At 55.8% G+C, this 18,338-nt stretch carries 16 protein-coding genes; 5 read left to right on the top strand and 11 right to left on the bottom strand.

The window, feature by feature from the left end; translation table 11 throughout:
• Positions 1-49 precede the first annotated feature (49 nt).
• The 5 genes from caiF to APU02_RS17270 all read right to left on the bottom strand — a co-directional run bounded on the left by caiF (position 50) and on the right by APU02_RS17270 (position 7,496).
• Complete coding sequence (gene caiF / locus APU02_RS17250) at positions 50-439, bottom strand: carnitine metabolism transcriptional regulator CaiF (RefSeq protein WP_042290179.1); 390 nt, start codon at positions 437-439, stop codon at positions 50-52.
• A 247-nt stretch (positions 440-686) separates the two neighbouring features.
• The gene (gene carB, locus APU02_RS17255; RefSeq protein ID WP_042290184.1) at positions 687-3,911 is read right to left on the bottom strand and encodes a carbamoyl-phosphate synthase large subunit; all 3,225 of its coding nucleotides are present in this window, start codon (positions 3,909-3,911) and stop codon (positions 687-689) included.
• A gap of 18 nt (positions 3,912-3,929) precedes the next feature.
• Positions 3,930-5,078, bottom strand: coding sequence for a glutamine-hydrolyzing carbamoyl-phosphate synthase small subunit (gene carA, locus APU02_RS17260; protein WP_060570759.1), 1,149 nt, complete (start codon positions 5,076-5,078; stop codon positions 3,930-3,932).
• Between the two features lie 455 nt (positions 5,079-5,533).
• Positions 5,534-6,355, bottom strand: coding sequence for a 4-hydroxy-tetrahydrodipicolinate reductase (gene dapB, locus APU02_RS17265; RefSeq protein ID WP_060570760.1), 822 nt, complete (start codon positions 6,353-6,355; stop codon positions 5,534-5,536).
• A gap of 133 nt (positions 6,356-6,488) precedes the next feature.
• Complete coding sequence (locus APU02_RS17270) at positions 6,489-7,496, bottom strand: LacI family DNA-binding transcriptional regulator (RefSeq protein WP_042290191.1); 1,008 nt, start codon at positions 7,494-7,496, stop codon at positions 6,489-6,491.
• Between the two features lie 187 nt (positions 7,497-7,683).
• Between APU02_RS17270 and APU02_RS17275 the strand changes: the two genes are divergently transcribed.
• The 5 genes from APU02_RS17275 to APU02_RS17295 are packed head-to-tail and all read left to right on the top strand — an operon-like array spanning position 7,684 to position 11,997.
• A complete protein-coding gene (locus APU02_RS17275) occupies positions 7,684-9,429 on the top strand; it encodes a class I mannose-6-phosphate isomerase (RefSeq protein ID WP_060570761.1) in 1,746 nt (581 codons plus the stop codon).
• Positions 9,430-9,433: 4 nt separating this feature from the next.
• Complete coding sequence (locus APU02_RS17280) at positions 9,434-9,862, top strand: PTS sugar transporter subunit IIA (RefSeq protein ID WP_042290195.1); 429 nt, start codon at positions 9,434-9,436, stop codon at positions 9,860-9,862.
• A gap of 11 nt (positions 9,863-9,873) precedes the next feature.
• A complete protein-coding gene (locus tag APU02_RS17285; RefSeq protein ID WP_042290197.1) occupies positions 9,874-10,368 on the top strand; it encodes a PTS sugar transporter subunit IIB in 495 nt (164 codons plus the stop codon).
• A 10-nt stretch (positions 10,369-10,378) separates the two neighbouring features.
• Complete coding sequence (locus tag APU02_RS17290) at positions 10,379-11,179, top strand: PTS sugar transporter subunit IIC (protein ID WP_042290199.1); 801 nt, start codon at positions 10,379-10,381, stop codon at positions 11,177-11,179.
• Positions 11,179-11,997: a PTS system mannose/fructose/sorbose family transporter subunit IID gene (locus APU02_RS17295; RefSeq protein ID WP_042290202.1), complete on the top strand. Its 819-nt coding sequence runs from the start codon at positions 11,179-11,181 to the stop codon at positions 11,995-11,997. Before APU02_RS17290 ends, APU02_RS17295 begins: the two co-directional genes overlap by 1 nt.
• Before the next feature lie 63 nt (positions 11,998-12,060).
• On the opposite strand, the gene APU02_RS17300 is transcribed toward APU02_RS17295, so the two are convergent.
• The 6 genes from APU02_RS17300 to ileS all read right to left on the bottom strand — a co-directional run bounded on the left by APU02_RS17300 (position 12,061) and on the right by ileS (position 18,338).
• Positions 12,061-12,843, bottom strand: a complete 783-nt coding sequence (locus APU02_RS17300) for a glucose-6-phosphate isomerase family protein (protein WP_042290204.1) — start codon at positions 12,841-12,843, stop codon at positions 12,061-12,063.
• Positions 12,836-13,399, bottom strand: a complete 564-nt coding sequence (locus APU02_RS17305; RefSeq protein ID WP_060570762.1) for a glucose-6-phosphate isomerase family protein — start codon at positions 13,397-13,399, stop codon at positions 12,836-12,838. Before APU02_RS17305 ends, APU02_RS17300 begins: the two co-directional genes overlap by 8 nt.
• A 127-nt stretch (positions 13,400-13,526) precedes the next feature.
• Entirely contained in the window at positions 13,527-14,477 is a 951-nt protein-coding gene (gene ispH / locus APU02_RS17310; RefSeq protein WP_042290209.1) for a 4-hydroxy-3-methylbut-2-enyl diphosphate reductase, read from the bottom strand.
• 1 nt (position 14,478) lies between these two features.
• Positions 14,479-14,928, bottom strand: coding sequence for an FKBP-type peptidyl-prolyl cis-trans isomerase (gene fkpB / locus APU02_RS17315; protein WP_042290212.1), 450 nt, complete (start codon positions 14,926-14,928; stop codon positions 14,479-14,481).
• Positions 14,929-15,024: 96 nt separating this feature from the next.
• Positions 15,025-15,522, bottom strand: a complete 498-nt coding sequence (gene lspA / locus APU02_RS17320) for a signal peptidase II (protein WP_042290214.1) — start codon at positions 15,520-15,522, stop codon at positions 15,025-15,027.
• Complete coding sequence (ileS, locus tag APU02_RS17325; protein ID WP_042290217.1) at positions 15,522-18,338, bottom strand: isoleucine--tRNA ligase; 2,817 nt, start codon at positions 18,336-18,338, stop codon at positions 15,522-15,524. Before ileS ends, lspA begins: the two co-directional genes overlap by 1 nt.

Raw genomic sequence — 18,338 nt, forward strand, 5'->3', positions numbered from 1 at the left:
AGGCCGGATACGTCGTTTATACCGCCATTCGATACGGCGGATCTCCGCCTTACCGCCGCAAACTCTTTGACAGCATCATCTGCCATTTCTGCTCACGGTTCAGTTCTGACGGTGGAACCGCCGGGATCCGGGGCGCTCTGCTGGCCACCTTTTCCTGCGCGCGCTGTCCCAAACGCGCGTAAAGCTGCGGCGCGATATGGGTTACCCGCACCAGACGCTGGCACTGACAGCCCCGTCCTTCCAGTTGGTTAGGGATGGTCTTAGTCTCACAATGAATTTCCCCCACTTCCGCGAGAATATAAGAGACGGTATTAATTGCTTTGCAGTGATCCATATTAAACTGCTTTGCAATCTCTTTTGCGCTGACCCAACGCTTTTCCGCCATGACCCAGTCGGCAATCATCAAATAAAGTGGTTTTTCAACATACTCTTCACACATAAGCACACCATTTCACAAATTAAAAATCGTGTTGCGTCCTGTCCATCATATTCCCGACAAGACCCTATTAAAATTGTGGATATAAGGGATAGTATGCAACTTGCCGGGTCATGAGTGTGATCCAAATCTTGCTTGTTACATTCACATTTCTGCTATTGCAGTATATTTCGCCAGGAAACGACTGATTGCATAAAAAAACGGCTCCGTTTCCGGAACCGTTTTTAAGACCGTGGAACATCAGGGTCGGTTATTTTTTAATTTGCGCGTGCATTTCCTGTACGGAGATCACTTTCTCCGTGGCGTCAGCATTAAGCGCCATCGCGGTGGCGAAACCGCCGTTCAGGGTGGTGTCGTAATGCACCTTGTACTGCAACGCGCTGCGGCGAATAACGCGGGAATCTTCAATCGCGCGACGCCCGGCGGTGGTGTTAATGATGTAGGTGTACTCGCCATTCTTGATACGGTCCTGAATGTGAGGACGGCCTTCATGCACTTTGTTTACCAGACGCGGATTAATACCGGCTTCACCCAGTACGATCGCCGTACCGTGAGTCGCATCCAGCTCAAAGCCCTGCTTCAGCAGCTTCGCGGCAAGGTCTACCACGCGTTCTTTATCGCCTTCGCGAACGGAGAGCAGCGCACGGCCTTGTTTTTTCATCGTGGAGTTACTGCCCAACTGCGCCTTGGCGAACGCTTCCGCAAAGGTGCGCCCCACCCCCATCACTTCTCCGGTAGAGCGCATTTCCGGCCCTAACAGCGGGTCAACGCCAGGGAATTTGTTGAACGGCAGCACCACCTCTTTCACCGAGTAGTAAGGCGGAATAATCTCTTCTGTCACCCCCTGCTCGGCCAGCGATTTGCCCACCATCACGCGCGCCGCCACTTTCGCCAGCGGTACGCCGGTGGCTTTGGAGACGAACGGTACGGTACGCGCGGCACGCGGGTTCACTTCAATCAGGTAGACTTCGTTGTCTTTCACCGCAAACTGGACGTTCATCAGACCGCGAACCTGCAACTCGAAGGCCAGCTTCTGCACCTGCTGGCGCATCACGTCCTGTATTTCCTGGCTCAGGGTGTAGGCTGGCAGCGAACAGGCGGAATCGCCGGAGTGAACGCCTGCCTGCTCAATGTGCTCCATGATGCCGCCAATCAGCACCCTTTCACCATCGCAAATCGCATCCACATCCACTTCAACCGCATCGTCGAGGAAGCGGTCAAGCAGCACCGGCGCGTCGTTGGAGACGCTGACCGCGGTCTGGAAGTAACGACGCAGATCCGCTTCGTCATAGACGATTTCCATCGCCCGTCCGCCAAGTACGTAAGAAGGACGCACCACCAGCGGATAGCCGATCTCTTTCGCTTTTTCTACCGCTTGTTCAATGGCGGTGACAGTCGCGTTCGCCGGCTGTTTCAGCTTCAGACGGTCAACCGCATGCTGGAAGCGTTCACGGTCTTCCGCCCGGTCGATGGCGTCCGGGCTGGTGCCGATAACCGGTACGCCCGCGGCTTCCAGCGCGCGCGCCAGCTTCAGCGGAGTCTGGCCGCCGTACTGGACGATAACCCCTTTCGGTTTTTCGATACGCACGATTTCCAGCACGTCTTCCAGGGTAACCGGCTCAAAGTACAGGCGGTCGGAGGTGTCGTAGTCGGTGGAGACCGTTTCCGGGTTACAGTTGACCATGATGGTCTCGTAACCGTCTTCGCGCAGCGCCAGCGAGGCGTGTACGCAGCAGTAGTCGAACTCAATGCCCTGGCCGATACGGTTTGGACCGCCGCCCAGCACCATAATCTTGTCGCGGTCGACGGACGGGTTCGCTTCACATTCGTCTTCATAGGTGGAGTACATGTAGGCGGTGTCGGTGGCGAATTCCGCCGCGCAGGTATCCACGCGCTTGTAGACCGGGTGCAGGTCGTACTGGTCGCGCAGCTTGCGGATTTCCGCTTCGCGTACGCCCGCCAGTTTCGCCAGACGCGCATCAGCGAAGCCTTTGCGCTTAAGCTGGCGCAGGAAGTCGGCGGTCAGGCCATTGATGCCCAGCTCCGCGACTTTTTCTTCCAGACGGACCAGCTCTTCAATTTGCACCAGGAACCAGCGGTCGATGTTGGTCAAGTTGAAGACGCCGTCTACGGAAAGTCCCGCACGGAACGCGTCAGCGATATACCAGATACGATCCGCGCCAGCGTCTTTCAGCTCGCGGCGAATTTTGGTCAGCGCTTCCGGATCGTCGAGACTGACTTTCGGGTCGAAGCCGGTCGCGCCCACTTCCAGCCCGCGCAGCGCTTTCTGCATCGATTCCTGCTGGGTGCGGCCAATCGCCATCACTTCGCCCACCGACTTCATCTGGGTAGTCAGGCGGTCATTGCTGCCAGCAAATTTTTCAAAGTTAAAGCGTGGGATTTTAGTCACCACGTAGTCGATAGACGGCTCGAACGAGGCCGGGGTACGCCCACCGGTGATGTCGTTCATCAGTTCGTCAAGGGTGTAGCCCACCGCCAGTTTCGCCGCCACTTTCGCAATCGGGAAGCCGGTGGCTTTAGAGGCCAGCGCCGACGAACGCGACACGCGCGGGTTCATCTCAATGACAATCAGGCGACCATTCTTCGGGTTCACCGCGAACTGAACGTTAGAACCGCCGGTTTCAACGCCGATTTCACGCAGCACAGCCATCGAGGCGTTACGCATGATTTGGTATTCTTTGTCGGTCAGCGTCTGGGCAGGCGCAACGGTGATCGAGTCGCCGGTGTGGATACCCATCGCGTCGAAGTTTTCGATGGAGCAGACGATGATGCAGTTGTCGTTTTTATCACGCACCACTTCCATCTCATACTCTTTCCAGCCGATCAGCGATTCATCAATCAGCAGCTCGTTGGTAGGGGAAAGATCCAGACCGCGCGTACAGATTTCTTCAAACTCTTCGCGGTTGTAGGCGATACCGCCGCCGGTGCCGCCCATAGTAAAGGACGGACGGATGATGCACGGATAACCGACGTCGGCGGCCACCGCCAGCGCTTCTTCCATGTTATGGGCGATACCGGAACGCGCGGTGTCGAGACCGATTTTTTTCATCGCGATGTCGAAACGGCGACGGTCTTCGGCTTTATCGATCGCGTCGGCGGTTGCGCCAATCATGGTCACGCCGAACTCTTCCAGCACGCCCTGACGCTCCAGCTCCAGCGCGCAGTTCAGCGCCGTCTGGCCGCCCATCGTCGGCAGCACCGCGTCCGGACGCTCTTTTTCGATGATTTTACGCACGACTTCCCAGTGAATCGGCTCGATGTAGGTCGCATCGGCCATTTCCGGGTCGGTCATGATGGTCGCCGGGTTAGAGTTGACCAGGATAACGCGGTAACCCTCTTCACGCAGGGCTTTACACGCCTGCGCGCCGGAGTAGTCAAACTCGCACGCCTGACCGATAACAATCGGACCCGCGCCCAGAATCAGGATACTTTTTATGTCTGTACGTTTTGGCATGGCTCTCTTAACTCCTGATTATTTCGCGGACTGACGGTACTGCTCAATTAACTCGATAAAGTGGTCGAACAACGGCGCGGCGTCGTGCGGACCTGGGCTGGCTTCCGGGTGCCCCTGGAAACTAAACGCTGGCTTATCGGTGCGATGAATACCTTGCAGGGTATGGTCGAAAAGGGACTTATGGGTTACGCGCAGGTTCGCCGGCAGCGTAGCTTCATCGACGGCAAAGCCGTGATTCTGCGCCGTAATCATTACGGTATTGTTGTCGATATCTTTTACCGGGTGGTTGCCGCCGTGGTGACCGAATTTCATCTTCACGGTCTTCGCGCCGCTCGCCAGCGCCAGGAGCTGATGACCGAGGCAGATACCGAATACCGGCACATCGGTTTCGAGGAATGTCTGGATTGCGTCGATAGCATAGTCACACGGCGCCGGGTCGCCAGGGCCATTTGAAAGGAAGATGCCGTCCGGGTTCATTTTCAGAACATCTTCCGCTGAGGTTTTCGCGGGCACCACCGTCAGGCGGCAGCCTCTGTCCACCAGCATGCGCAGGATATTGCGCTTGGCGCCAAAGTCATAGGCGACCACGTGGAACGGCAGTTCGTCTTGTTGTTTTGCTTCCGGCAGGTCATTTGCCAGCGTCCAGCTTCCCTGGGTCCAGCTATACGCTTCCGCCGTGGTCACTTCTTTCGCCAAATCCATCCCGTTCAGGCCCGGGAAGGCTTTCGCTTTTTCCAGCGCCAGCTGCGCATCCGGATTATCGCCCGCGATGATGCAGCCGTTTTGCGCGCCCTTTTCACGTAACAGACGCGTCAGCTTACGAGTATCGATATCAGCAATCGCCACGATGTTATGGCGTTTCAGGTAAGACGAGAGGTCTTCGGTGTTGCGGAAGTTGCTGGCGATCAGCGGCAGGTCACGAATGACGAGGCCTTGCGCATGAACCTGAGAAGATTCTTCATCAGCAGCATTGGTGCCGACATTGCCGATATGGGGATAAGTAAGAGTAACAATTTGGCGGGAATAGGAAGGATCAGTGAGGATTTCTTGATAACCGGTCATTGAAGTATTGAAAACGACTTCCCCAACCGCCGAACCTGTTGCCCCTATGGCCCGACCGTGAAACTGGGTTCCGTCTTCCAGAACCAATAGCGCTGACTTAATCAAAACACCCTCCAGAGAATATTCACTCACTTTATTTGCATACTAATTCATTTATACGCGATGAATCAATGCAAATTTGCTTACCTTGAATTTCTGGCAAACGGCGGCATTCTGGAGATAAGGCAGCTAAAAGTCAACTTAAAGGCAGTATTTTTTATATTCTTTTGCAACCTGGAGGTAAAAAGGACGGATTAACGGGCAAAAAGAGCAACTAACCTGGTTGAGAAAACGCTTGCGCAGCAAGAAGAATATAAAAAATGGCGGTAGCGCAGAAAAAAGTGGACCATCTGGTCAAAATTTACATTTCAGCCACAATATTTGATAACAAAAAGTAGAATTTCAGGCATTACAAGAAAAATTTAATGGAAAGACGCTAAAATAAAAGGGCAATAAAATATTGCCCTATGTAATCAACACATTAAGATTACAATAACCACATCACGAAGGGTAATAACACATCACAAACTGTGTAAATTCAGGACATCTCGCATATCAAAAATACCGTTTTGCTTTGTACTGACCCAAAGCGCCGATCTTACCGCGCCGTTGGCAAAGGTCATACGGCTGGAGGCCTTATGGGTAATTTCGATACGCTCGCCAATATCGGCAAACATCGCAGTGTGTTCACCAACAATGTCGCCCGCACGCACGGTAGCAAAGCCAATGGTACCCGGCACACGCTCGCCGGTGTAACCTTCACGGCTGTACACGGCGCACGCTTTCAGATCTTTATCCAGTGCATGCGCTATTGCCTCGCCCATCGCCAGCGCGGTGCCGGACGGCGCGTCAACCTTATGGCGATGGTGCGCTTCAATAATTTCGATATCGGTATAATCGCCCATGACTTTTGCCGCCTTCTCCAGCAGCTTCAGCATGACGTTTACCCCAACGCTGAAATTTGCCGCGAAGACAATGCCGATGTCAGCTGCCGCCTCACGAATCGCCTGTTTGCCTGCGTCATCAAAACCGGTGGTGCCAATGACCATGCCTTTGCCGTGTTGACGACAAAATGCCAGATGATTCAACGTGCCTTCCGGGCGCGTAAAGTCGATGAAAACATCAAAATCGTCGGTTACCGCCTCGAGGCTGCATTGTACAGTCACTCCCGTTTTGCCGACGCCCGCCAGCTCACCGGCATCGGCGCCCAGCAATGACGATCCTTCGCGCTCCAGCGCCGCACCAAGCGCAACGCCTTCCATTTCAAGGGCCGCCTGAATCAGCTGGCGGCCCATACGGCCCCCCGCGCCCGCTATCGCGACGCGGACCTGTGCATCATGCATAGTTATTCTCTTACGTTAAAATGATGTAAATCGTTTTCAGATTAACCAGCCCGAGACAAAGCCGCCATCTGAAATCGCCGATAATTAGAATTTTATGATAAACAGGAGGGAGTATCAGTAAAAGGCATGATACTCAGCGAAAACCGCATGACTCTCTGATCACCAGCGCGGGCGGCAGAATGATTCGTTTCGGCGGCTCATCGTTCCCCTGGATGCGGCTGTACAACAGCTCACCCGCTTTGCGACCAATCTCTTTTGCCGCAACCGAAACGGTTGTCAACGCGGGCTGCACCAGCGCCGCTTCGGTGATATCGTCAAATCCCACCAGCGCAAAATCGTTCCCCGGTTCCCGTCCCATTTTACGCAGCGCCTGCATAACCCCTAGCGCAACGATATCCTGATAACAGACAGCGGCGGTGATCTGCGGATAGCGGGTAAGTAATGATTCCGCCACTCTGGCGCCGTCGATCTGACTGGCTTCGGCGGCGACGATCCAGTCTGGATTCGGTGAGATCCCCCACTCCATCAACGTACTGGTGAATCCCCCCATTCGCTGCGCCCGACTGCCAGAGCTTGGGCTACCGCCGATAAAAGCGATATTCTTATGCCCCAACCTGAGTAAATGCGTCGTCGCCATCTGAGTACCGAGGAAGTTATCGGTGCCCACAAAGTCAAAATCAGGATCGCTGAGCGGGCGGACCACCATTATGGCGGGGATATTGCGTCTTTTCAGCGCGGCAAAAAACGAGACTGGCGTTTCCCGCGCTGCGCAAAGCACCATGCCGCAGGCGTTGTTTCGCATCAGGGAATCCACAAATTTTTGCTGCCGCTCGCCGGATTCTTCACTGTTCGCCAGAAACAGCAGCAAGTCATGCCGTTCCATCTCATGGCTCAGCCCGGCGGTCATCTCGCCGTAGAACGGGTTGGTGATGTCATGCAGCAACAACCCTACCTGGTTGCTACTCCGGTTGCGTAGATTCGCGGCCGTTTGATTGTAAACATAGCCAGACTCGTCCAGCGCTTTCAGCACTCGCTCACGCGTGGCCTGCGAAATACGCCCCCGGTTGCGCAGTACCATCGAAACGGTCGCCGTCGACACCCCTGCGCGCTTCGCGACCTGCGCTAACGTGACTGTTGTCATGATTTCTCCTTGTGAAACGCCAGTTAATCGAATAACCCCAATCTGGCGCCTCTGGCCTGTGATACTCATCACACGGACGGCGCATGATCCCGGTTTGTTTCTGATTATGGCGGGTTAATCGCGTTAACCACGCTTTGAATTTAAGGTTAATCGATTAATCTTAATCCAGCGATTACGGAGACTCAACATGCAGACTACCTATAATAAATTCCCTGAGGTTGTCGTTCAGGGTTATGACACCCAGGCCTGGCAAGGCTGGGATTCTATTGCTTCTGTGCTCAACACCAGGGTTTCAGGTTTGACAAAACGCGTGCTGGTCGTGGATTGCTATCCGGGCGTGCGCTCAGATGAGCTGGAACAACGGCTTCTGGCCACCTTAAATGCCGCGTTGGTGGTGAATATCGAATCTGCCCGCCTCGGAAAAGAGGCATTACACGATCTTCTGGCCCGCAACCTGACCGATGACCGGGTGTTCGGCGTTCTTTCCTGCCATCAGCTTGTTGAGTTTTTTGATCCTGACAAACTCAATCAGATTCGCCAGCGCATCGCCTCGGTAGAAGAGGGCCTGGTCGTCGTATATGGTCCCGGCGCAGCGCTGGCGCATCCCGGCGATATCCTCGTCTATGCCGATCTCCCTCGCTGGGAAATCCAGCAGCGTATGCGCCATCACGGGCTGAGCAACTGGGGGGCGGAAAATCCGGACGAGGATATTCTCCGTCGCTACAAACGTGCTTTTTTCATTGAATGGCGTGTCTTTGACAGACACAAAACGCCACTGCTCAAGCGCGCCGACTTTTTGCTTGATTCCACCGTTGAAAACGCGCCTGCCATGGTCAGCGGCGATGCGCTACGCGCTGGCCTGCAGCAGACCACCACCCAGCCGTTTCGCGTTGTTCCTTTCTTTGACCCCGGCGTCTGGGGCGGTCAGTGGATGAAGCAGCAGTTTGATCTCGATCCTGCGGCACCCAATTACGCGTGGTGTTTTGATTGCGTGCCCGAGGAAAACAGCCTGTTACTGCGTTTTGGCGCCGTACGGATCGAGATCCCCTCTCAGGATTTAGTTTTGCTTTACCCGCGTCCCCTTCTCGGTGAGAAGGTCCATGCCCGCTTCGGCGCGGAATTTCCGATTCGTTTTGATTTTCTCGACACCATCGACGGGCAGAATCTCAGCTTTCAGGTTCACCCGCTGACGGAATATATCCAGCAGCAGTTCGGGATGCACTATACCCAGGATGAAAGTTATTACATTCTCGCCGCACAGCCCGGCGCGGTGGTGTATCTGGGCACCCAAACGGGCATTGAGCCGCAGGCGATGCTGGACGACCTGCGCGCCGCGGAACGTGGAGAAAAAACGTTCGACGATGCGCGTTTCGTAAATCAGATCCCAGCCCGCCAGCACGATCACTTTCTCATCCCGGCAGGCACCGTTCACTGTTCCGGCGCGGGCACCATGGTGCTGGAAATCAGTGCGACGCCGTATATCTTCACCTTCAAACTGTGGGACTGGGGACGCTTAGGTTTAGACGGTTTGCCCCGGCCTGTGCATCTTGAACACGGCGAGCGCGTTATTGACTGGCAGCGGGATACGCAGTGGGTCTACGACAATCTGGTTAACCGCATTGAACCCATTGCGCAAGGGGAAGGCTGGAGAGAAGAACGCACCGGCATGCATGAGCGAGAGTTTATCGAAACGCGTCGCCACTGGTTTAGCGCGCCGGTAATCCATCACACCCAGGGTGGCGTTAACGTTCTGAATCTGGTGGAAGGGGCAGAGGCGATTGTCGACAGCCCCAGCGGTGCGTTCGCCCCATTTACCGTTCGCTACGCTGAGACATTTATCATTCCGGCGGCCGTAGGCGAATACCGGATTACGCCGTCTGGCAACAGTGTCGACCGGCCATTCGCCACCATCAAAGCCTGGGTAAGAGGATAACCGTATGATCAACATTCTTGTCGCCACCCACGGACCGCTGGCAGAAGCGCTCCTCGCCAGTGGCCGTATGGTTTACGGCGAATTACCGCACGTCCACACCGTTACGCTGAGCGACCAGGCCGGGATTGAAGGATTTAAAGAGAGCTTTGCGAAAGCCCTGGCCGATGCCGGGCAAAACGCGGATGGCGTGCTGGTACTGTGCGATATGCAAAGCGGCACGCCCTGGAATGTCGCCTGCCAGCATGCATTCTCTGCCCGGACCTTACCGCCTGTCGCCGTTGTCGCAGGCGTTAATTTTCCTATGCTGCTGCAAAGCGAAGAGATCTGCCACTTAACGGACGTGCATGCCGCCGCAGCCGAGCTGCTGGCGTTAACCGTACCGACGTTGATTAAAGCCGCCCCGGTTTTAACCGTTCAGTCAGATGATTTTTAAAGGAAACCACCATGAGTATTTCTTTTGTACGTATTGATGACCGCGTTATCCATGGGCAGCTCGTGACACGTTGGGCCAGAGAGCTGCCCTGTGACGGCATTGTCGCGATCGACGACGCCGTTGCGGCCGATCCTCTGCTCTCATCAGTCATGAAAGGCGCGGTTCAGGACACTAAAGTCTGGTTATTTGATACGGCGACCGCGATTGAGAAGTTGCCAAAGGTTATCGCCAGTGAGAAGCGTTATTTCGTGATTGGCAAATCGCCCGTCACGTTAAAGCGCCTCGAAGAGGCAGGCATCAGCCTGCAGAACAGCAATGGCAAAATCAACGTCGGCCCGATGAGCGCCCGCGCCGGCACCACCACCATCGGTCCTAACCAGTCGGTCAATCCAGACGAAATCGCCGCGTTTGACTGGCTGACGCAGCGCGGACATCAGGTGGAGTTCCGCCTGGTGCCGGATGCCGGTTTCTACAGCTGGCAGGACGCACGCCAGAAGCTGAAATAAGGAGGGGACGATGATTTTCGAAGCGACGTTAATCGGTATTCTGTGCTATCTCGGCGCCCTCAGTAGCCCCTGGCTTCTTGGGCTGACGGGCGGCTGGTATCTGATCACCCGCCCGCTGATTTCCGGTATGCTGGTGGGGATCATCCTCGGCGATATGAAAACCGGCATCATCATTGGCGTTGCGGTTCAGGCCGTGTACATCGCCATGGTGACGCCCGGCGGCTCCATGCCCGCCGATCTTAACTTTGTGGCTTACCCGGCGATTGCCCTTGGGATCCTGTCCGGAAAAGGCCCTGAAGTGGCGGTCGCGCTGGCGGCAACGATCGGTATCGCCGGAACCATCCTGTTTAATGCGATGATGGTGCTTAACTCTTTCTGGAACCATCGGGCCGACGTGGCGCTGGAGCGCGGCGACGAGCGCGGCATCTACCTGAACAGCGCCATTTGGCCACAGGTGACAAATTTTATTTTACGTTTCGTTCCGACCTTTATTGCCGTTTACTTCGGCGCACAGTATATCAGCGGCTTTATGGACAGCTTACCTGGCGTCGTGCTGTCAACGATGAACGTACTGGGCGGCATTCTGCCCGCCGTGGGGATCGCCATCCTCCTCAAGCAGATCATTAAAAACTACACCATGTTGATCTATTTCCTCGTGGGTTTTGTCTGCATCGTTTTCTTAAAACTGAACATGGTCGCGCTGGTGATCGTCGGTTCGCTGCTGGCGTTGATTCACTATAACTACAAGCCGGAAGCGCCGCAGGCGGCTAATGCGGCGTCCGCCGCGACAGATGATGAGGATGAATTCTGATGGAAGAACGTTCCCTGACCCGTAAAGATCTCCGGCGCTGCTGGCGAGCATGGATGATGCACAACCTCTCCTCAATGAGCTTTGAACGTCTGGAGTCGTTTGGCTTTTGTCTGAGCATGCTGCCGGTCGCGAAAAAGCTCTATCCGGATGCCGCGCAGCGTACCGAAATGCTGCGACGCCACGCCTCGTTCTACAACACCGAACCGCAGATTGGCGCTATCGTAAACGGCATGGCGCTGGGGCTGGAAGAGAAAAAAGCTAACGGCGAACCCATTGACGGCGAGACCATTAACACCCTAAAAGTCGGCCTGATGGGCCCAATTGCCGGTATTGGCGATTCCATGATCCCAGGGATGTTGATCCCCATTCTGTTGAGTATCGGCATGGCGCTCGCCGCAGGGGGAAATATACTGGGGCCGCTTTTTTATACCGTCGCCTGGCTGGCGATCATCATTCCCGGCTCCTGGTTCCTGTTTTTGAAAGGTTACAAAATGGGTTCTGGTTCGGTTGAGATGCTGGTGAGCAGTAAATCTACCCGCCTACGCGAAGCGTTGTCGTTACTGGGCGTGTTTGTCATGGGCGGCGTTGCGGCAAGCTACGTGAAGTTAGGCACCGGGCTGGAATTTATCACGCAGGATGGCGTAAATATTCATGTTCAACAGATGCTGGATGGCATCTTCCCTCAGCTCCTGCCGCTGGTCGTGGTGCTTGGCACCTGGTATTTGATGGCGAAGCGCGGCGTCTCGCCGGTAAAAGCGATGATACTGCTTCTGGTGCTGGCGGCGCTGGGAGTCGCAACGGGCCTGTTTGCGGGTTAAATCCGCGTGATGGCATAAAGAGCGTCAACGCAAAACGAATGGCCGGGGCGATGCCCCGGTTTTTTATGGATGAAACTGCGTCCAAAGCTCGGCGACTTTATCCGGACGGGAAATAAACTGGAAGCGCGCCGGTTCGTCAATAAACTGCTGATAGATTGGCGCGGAGCTAAGCCCAAACTCCGTATAGTGCCGGGGCGTCACAACCTGTAACCGGCCAGCGATATAGCGCGGATTATGCTGCCAGACGACGTTTTTTCCCTGTAGCAGCGGGTACCATGCCAACCCTTTATGTGCCCTGACTGCCTCATATTCAAAGCCATATTCACGGTCACACCAGGCGCCAAAAGTGAGTGGCGTATCAGGATCGGCGGAGATCGTGGCATGACCCCAGCCTGGCGGCACCAGTACTTTCTCGCCCGGTCCGGCGATCACCGCGAAGCAGCGGCCTGGATCGTCATCGACATACTCTTGCATATAAACGATCGCTTTTCCCTGCCAGATCTCATAGAGCTCCGGCGGCGACCAGCCGCTGTGCTGGCTGATCCGATGAACATGCCCCTGACTTCGAATCGGCTCCTCACCCAATCGCCCTGCCGCGTAGGTCACCACGCCAAACAGCAGCATCCGTTTTTTCAGCTCGTCACGATCCTGCATCCGCGCGACATCCATTGCGATAGCGTAAACATCCTCCGGCCCGCAACAGTGCGGGTCGCGCAGAGAGGCTCGAATATGTTCGAGCCGACGAATTTCCGGCATGGGTCCGGTTACTTCCTCGCCATAGCTAAACCCAAGCGGGTGATGATGCACCGCCATATCCAGCCCAAAACGTGATGAAGGTTCAGCCATTCTGCACCCTCCTCGCCAGCGGTTGCTGGTTCTCTTCAAACACCCGGACATTGAAGCCTTTTGCCAGCGCCTGATAATCATGCCCCGCCAGCGTCGGCCATACGGCCAGCGCTGAGAGTACCTCGTCTCCGGTGTTGATCAATCGGTGTGCGGTATAACCTGCGATGATATGGACCGAGCCGGTAAAGACCTTTTCCAGACGTACTTCGCCCTGTTCATTTTGCAGCAGCAACAACCCGACGCCGCGTAGCCCAAAATAGACCTCACCTTGTTCGCGATGGGCATGAAAATGACCGCGGGTCATAAAATATTCGTGACCGACACGACCGGGATAAAGGTGGGTTATCCCGGTATAAAGCTCGCCGTCGGCGGGAGACGTGTTCAGCATCTCAACCTCATACACAATGCGTTCCCCGGCCAGTGACTGGCGGGCACGCTCATCGCTGAATATCCCAGTGAGATCCTGAATGCACGTTGACTTACGCAATAGCGGACCACCGGATAAATCGCCGGTAGTCCATTCCAGCCGCGGCGGCTGGCTAAAAGAAAGGTTCATATGTGTCTCCGGCCCGAGGAGAACAACATCGTCAGAGTAGCAGATTAATCGATTAACTTGCCAGTATGCGGCGAAAAAATGCCGGGTAACAAACCCGGCATTATCACGTCTGTCAGCACGAGAGAGGTTATTTGATTTCCTGCGCGTCGATGCGCAACTCTTTCGGCACCTCGAAGACAATATTCTCTTCGCGGCCTTCAAGCGGGACTGCCTCCCCGCCGCCAAGCTCCTGCAGGCGGGCGATGACGTTTTGCACCAGTATATCCGGCGCCGATGCGCCAGCAGTGACACCCACGCATTCCGCGTCTTTCACCCAGGCTTCCTGGATGTCGGCGGCATCGTCGATCAAAAACGCCATTTTTCCCATCCGCTGCGCCAGTTCAGCCAGTCGGTTGGAGTTAGAGGAGTTTTTCGACCCGACCACCAGCACCACATCCGCCTGCTCCGCCAGGGCGCGCACCGCTTCCTGACGGTTGGTGGTGGCGTAACAAATGTCGTCCTTGCGAGGACCGACGATTTTCGGGAAACGCTGGCGCAGCGCGTCTATCACGTCCGAGGTATCGTCGACGGACAGCGTGGTCTGGGTCATGAAGGAGAGTTTGCCTTCGTTTTTAACGTCAAGCGTCCAGACATCATCCGGCGACTCGACCAGGTACATGCCCCCTTCCGGGTTGCTGTACTGCCCCATCGTCCCTTCCACTTCCGGGTGCCCCGCGTGACCAATCAGGATCGACTCTTCACCGCGGCGGCTGGCGCGCGCCACTTCCATATGAACCTTAGTGACCAGCGGACAGGTGGCGTCAAAAACGGTCAGATCGCGGCTTTTGGCTTCGTTGCGTACCGCCTGAGATACCCCGTGGGCAGAAAAAATCAGAATCGCGCCGTCCGGCACTTCGCTGATCTGTTCAATAAAGATCGCCCCACGTTCACGCAGGCTGTCGACCACGTAGCGGTTATGCACCACTTCGTGACGAACATAAATGGGCGCGCCGTAGATTGCCAGCGCGTTTTCAACAATGCTGATAGCGCGGTCTACACCTGCGCAAAAACCGCGCGGGTTGGCCAACAGGATCTGCATTTTACGCCTCCAGTGCCGGTTCGACTTCCAGCACTTCAATATCAAAATGAACGGTATGCCCGGCCAGCGGATGGTTGAAATCCACGGTGATCGAGTCGCCGTTGATCTCGCGGATCACGCCAGGCATTTCACTGCCGTCCATTGCGGTAAAGAGCATGATGGCCCCAATCTCAGGTTCGCCCGCGTCCATAAATTCACGACGAGAGAAATACTGGATCAGGTCAGGGGTCGGTACGCCAAACGCGGCATCCGGCTCCAGAGAAAAGGTGGTTTTATCGCCCGCCTTCAGGCCAAGAAGATGCTGCTCCAGTCCTTCAGACAGAGAGCCGTCACCCAGGCGAAAAAGCGCTGGCTTTCCGTTGTTACGGGTTGACTCAGCGGTGGAGCCATCGTCGAGCTTTAAAGTGAAGTGCACCAGCACCGCACTGTTACTCTGTACTGATTTAGACATGCAGGTTGCTCACTTATTGTCTTTCGCCAGGCCCGGTATGCGAAGCGTCACCGGGCCTGCTTAAACAGGCCTCTACCCAAAGGCCGGATACGGCGTTTATGCCGCCGTTTTTTGTCTGGAAGGTATAAATCCTTCCAGCACGATCAGCGCCGCACCGATACAAATCGCGCTGTCGGCGAGGTTAAACGTGGCGAAATGCCAGTCCCCGACGTAGAAATCGATCATATCGACGACGAAGCCGTGCCACAGGCGATCAAACAAATTACCCAGCGCGCCGCCAATGATTAACGCATAGGCTATGTTATTTAGTTTCTGCGTCGCTTTTGAACGGTACATCATCACCGTCAAAATAAGGCAGATACCTATCGCAATACCGGCAAAGAACCAGCGCTGCCAGCCACCGCTGTCAGCGAGGAAACTGAACGCCGCGCCATAGTTACGCGCATAATGCAGATTAAGCGACGGGAACAGCGCCACCGTATCCCCCAGAGCAAAGTTCTGGAGGATCAGGTATTTGCTGCCCAGATCGATAATCAGCACGACCACCACCAGCCACAGCCAGCGTAGCCCTGTTGAAAAGATCGGTTTACTCATCAGGCGAACTTACGTTTTTCGCCATCACCGGCGACATTGCTGACACAGCGGCCGCAGATATCTGCATGTTCCGCCACCTTGCCGACATCTGTAGTGTAATGCCAGCAACGCGGGCATTTATCACCTTCGGCTTTACTCAACGCGACTTTCAGTCCTTTAAGCAATTCGCTCTGCTGTGCGTCGGCAGAAGCCTCCGCATAGTCCGCGACTTTCGCGCCCGAGGTCAACAGGACAAATCGTAATTCGTCGCCCAGCGCGGTCAGCATGGCAGCCAGTTCCGGTTCCGCGTACAGGGTCACTGCCGCTTCCAGAGAACCGCCCACTTTCTTGTCCGCGCGCGCCTGCTCGATCACCTTGTTCACTTCGCCACGCACTTTCAGCAGCTCGTCCCAGAAGGCATCGTTCATTGGCTCGGTTTCACCTAAGCCAAACAGACCGTCGTACCATTCGCCGGTAAAGACGTATTTCTCACGCTCGCCCGGCAGGTAGCCCCAGATTTCGTCTGCGGTGAAGGACATGATCGGCGCCATCCAGCGCACCAGCGCCTCTGCGATGTGGTACAGCGCGCTCTGGCAGCTGCGACGCGCGACGCTGTCTGCCTTCGCGGTGTACTGGCGGTCTTTGATGATGTCGAGATAGAACGAGCCCATTTCAACGGAGCAGAAACGCATCAGACGCTGCACCACTTCATGGAAGTCATAGTCCTCGTAGGCTTTCAGGATGTCGTCCTGCGCGGTTTTCGCACAGCCGACCGCCCAGCGATCCAACACCACCATCTCTTCCGGTTTCACCATGTCTTTCACCGGATCGAACCCGTTCAGGTTCGCCAGCAGGAAGCGCGCGGTATTACGGATACGACGATAGCTGTCGGCGGCACGTTTCAGGATCTCGTCCGACACCGCCATTTCGCCGGTGTAGTCGGTAGATGCCACCCACAGACGCAGAATGTCTGCGCCCAGTTTGTTCATCACGTCCTGCGGCGACACGGTGTTGCCGATGGACTTGGACATCTTGCGTCCCTGACCGTCAACGGTGAAGCCGTGGGTCAGAACCTGGCGGTAAGGCGCTTTGCCCTTCATGGCGGTGGAGATCATCAGGGATGACATAAACCAGCCGCGGTGTTGGTCAGACCCTTCCAGATACATGTCGGCAGCGTGACCGGCAAACTCAGGGCGCACGTCAACCACAGAGGCGTGAGTAGACCCGGAGTCAAACCACACGTCCAGGGTATCCGGGACCTTCACGTACTGGTCAGCTTCGTCGCCCAGGATCTCTTTCGGGTCGAGATCCCACCACGCCTGGATGCCGTCAACTTCAACGCGTTTGGCCACCTCTTCCATCAGTTCAACGGCGCGAGGATGCAGCTCTTCGGTATCTTTGTGAACGAACAGCGACATGGGTACGCCCCAGGTACGCTGACGTGAGATACACCAGTCTGGACGGTTAGCCACCATGGATTCGATACGCGCCTGGCCCCAGTCCGGGATCCACTGCACGCCTTTGATCTCTTTCAGCGACTGGGCGCGCAGACCTTTCTGATCCATGCTGACGAACCACTGCGGAGTGGCGCGGAAGATGATCGGCGACTTATGACGCCAGCAGCACGGATAGCTGTGCTGCATTTTCGCCACGTGCAGCAGCGCGCCTTTCTCACGCAGTAGCTCAACGATCGTGTCGTTAGCTTTGAAAACGTTAACGCCATCCAGCCCAGGATAAGTCCCAGCCAGATACGCGCCGTCCGGACCAACCGGGTTGGCGATTTCCAGACCGTATTTCAGGCTGATGGTATAGTCGTCAGGACCGTGACCACCAGCGGTATGTACGGCGCCGGTACCTGCATCCAGCGTTACGTGATCGCCGAGGATAGCCGGGACGTCAAATCCCATAAACGGGTGAGTGAAACGCAGCAGTTCCAGCTCCGCGCCTTTTACCGTGCCGAGGATGCGGTAGTCCGCCACGCCAATACGCTGCATCACGCTTTCCACCAGATCTTTCGCCAGGATCAGCGCCTGACCGTCGATCTGCACCAACGCATAGTCGAAATCCGGCGCCAGAGAGATCGCGCGGTTGGCTGGCAGCGTCCACGGCGTCGTGGTCCAGATAACCAACGAGATCGGCCCGCTGACGCCCGGCAGGCCAAACTTCGCCTGCACTGCATCCTGATCAACCGCCCGAAACGCCACGTCGATCGAAGGGGACGTTTTGTCGTAATACTCGACTTCCGCTTCCGCCAGCGCGGAACGGCAATCTACGCACCAGTGCACCGGCTTGGCGCCTTTATGCAGGTGGCCGTTGCCGATGATTTTACCCAGCGCGCGAATGATGTTGGCTTCGGTTTTGAAGTCCATCGTCAGATACGGATGCGACCAGTCACCCAGCACGCCCAGGCGAATGAAGTCTTTTCGCTGACCGTCAACCTGCGTAGCGGCATATTCACGGCATTTGGCGCGGAATTCGGCGGCGGTGAATTTCTCACCCGGCTTACCGTATTCTTGCTCCACTTTCAGTTCGATCGGCAGACCGTGGCAGTCCCAGCCCGGAACATAAGGCGAGTCGAATCCCGCGAGTCCTTTGGACTTCACGATAATGTCTTTCAGAATCTTGTTAACCGAGTGACCAATATGAATGCTGCCATTCGCATAGGGAGGGCCATCATGCAGAATGAAGGTTTTTTTGCCTTTTTTGGCCGCACGAATGATGCCGTACAGATCATCATCAGTCCAACGCGCCAGCATTCCCGGTTCGCGCTTGGCGAGATCGCCGCGCATCGGGAACCCTGTTTCCGGCAAATTCAGGGTTGATTTATAGTCACTCAT

This window comes from Citrobacter sp. 50677481 (assembly GCF_001463265.1).
Classification (GTDB): domain Bacteria; phylum Pseudomonadota; class Gammaproteobacteria; order Enterobacterales; family Enterobacteriaceae; genus Citrobacter_A; species Citrobacter_A sedlakii.

Coding starts and splice junctions, on each gene's coding strand:
- APU02_RS17275 (WP_060570761.1), top strand. CDS start 7,684: ATGCAGACTACCTATAATAAATTCCCTGAGGTTGTCGTTCAGGGTTAT.
- caiF (WP_042290179.1), bottom strand. CDS start 439: ATGTGTGAAGAGTATGTTGAAAAACCACTTTATTTGATGATTGCCGAC.
- carB (WP_042290184.1), bottom strand. CDS start 3,911: ATGCCAAAACGTACAGACATAAAAAGTATCCTGATTCTGGGCGCGGGT.
- APU02_RS17280 (WP_042290195.1), top strand. CDS start 9,434: ATGATCAACATTCTTGTCGCCACCCACGGACCGCTGGCAGAAGCGCTC.
- ispH (WP_042290209.1), bottom strand. CDS start 14,477: ATGCAGATCCTGTTGGCCAACCCGCGCGGTTTTTGCGCAGGTGTAGAC.
- lspA (WP_042290214.1), bottom strand. CDS start 15,522: ATGAGTAAACCGATCTTTTCAACAGGGCTACGCTGGCTGTGGCTGGTG.
- APU02_RS17305 (WP_060570762.1), bottom strand. CDS start 13,399: ATGAACCTTTCTTTTAGCCAGCCGCCGCGGCTGGAATGGACTACCGGC.
- APU02_RS17295 (WP_042290202.1), top strand. CDS start 11,179: ATGGAAGAACGTTCCCTGACCCGTAAAGATCTCCGGCGCTGCTGGCGA.
- dapB (WP_060570760.1), bottom strand. CDS start 6,355: ATGCATGATGCACAGGTCCGCGTCGCGATAGCGGGCGCGGGGGGCCGT.
- fkpB (WP_042290212.1), bottom strand. CDS start 14,928: ATGTCTAAATCAGTACAGAGTAACAGTGCGGTGCTGGTGCACTTCACT.
- APU02_RS17270 (WP_042290191.1), bottom strand. CDS start 7,496: ATGACAACAGTCACGTTAGCGCAGGTCGCGAAGCGCGCAGGGGTGTCG.
- APU02_RS17300 (WP_042290204.1), bottom strand. CDS start 12,843: ATGGCTGAACCTTCATCACGTTTTGGGCTGGATATGGCGGTGCATCAT.
- APU02_RS17290 (WP_042290199.1), top strand. CDS start 10,379: ATGATTTTCGAAGCGACGTTAATCGGTATTCTGTGCTATCTCGGCGCC.
- APU02_RS17285 (WP_042290197.1), top strand. CDS start 9,874: ATGAGTATTTCTTTTGTACGTATTGATGACCGCGTTATCCATGGGCAG.
- ileS (WP_042290217.1), bottom strand. CDS start 18,338: ATGAGTGACTATAAATCAACCCTGAATTTGCCGGAAACAGGGTTCCCG.